At 45.0% G+C, this 507-nt stretch carries 1 protein-coding gene; it reads left to right on the forward strand.

Features of this window, described 5'->3' with window-relative positions; translation table 11 throughout:
- Positions 1-262: 262 nt before the first annotated feature.
- A partial coding sequence (locus ACFQEU_RS18120; RefSeq protein WP_379784428.1) for a hypothetical protein occupies positions 263-507 on the forward strand: 245 nt, incomplete at its 3' end.

The following is a 507-nucleotide window of genomic DNA, read 5'->3' on the forward strand; positions in this document are numbered from 1 at the left end:
GACCGAGTCGCTCGGCCGAAAAAAGGTTATCTTTGGAGATGAAAAGAAGAGAGGAGGCATAAAGGACGGGGATTCTTTACTCTCCGAGACCAACCCTGACTGGGTTGTACCGAGTGATAAGTATGGCTTATCATTCGCAAGCACGTTCAACCAGACAAAATTCACTCTTGGCCGATAAAAGGGGCGGAGTGAATTAGAGTTTTTCTACGATTTTTGATGTAGGTGCAATGTAAAAACTCCAATCGTTAACTACGGAGCTGAGGTGCGACGGACGCTCTTGGTTGCAGCGAATTATGCAAGAAATGGAAAGGTTATGAAAAGTATAGAAGATATAGAAGAATGCGGATACGACTTTGACACTCTTTGCCAAGTGATTGACAACCAAAAGTCGAATGATGAAACCCCTGCCGTTGGCCCTGCCTTTGACAGGCTGGTGAAGTCTGGCCTTGGAAAGAAAAAGGTCTATAGGTACATTGCCGGTGTGCTCTCAACTGAAATTATTCTAGG

This window comes from Halorubrum tibetense (genome assembly GCF_042661865.1).
GTDB classification, from domain to species: domain Archaea; phylum Halobacteriota; class Halobacteria; order Halobacteriales; family Haloferacaceae; genus Halorubrum; species Halorubrum tibetense.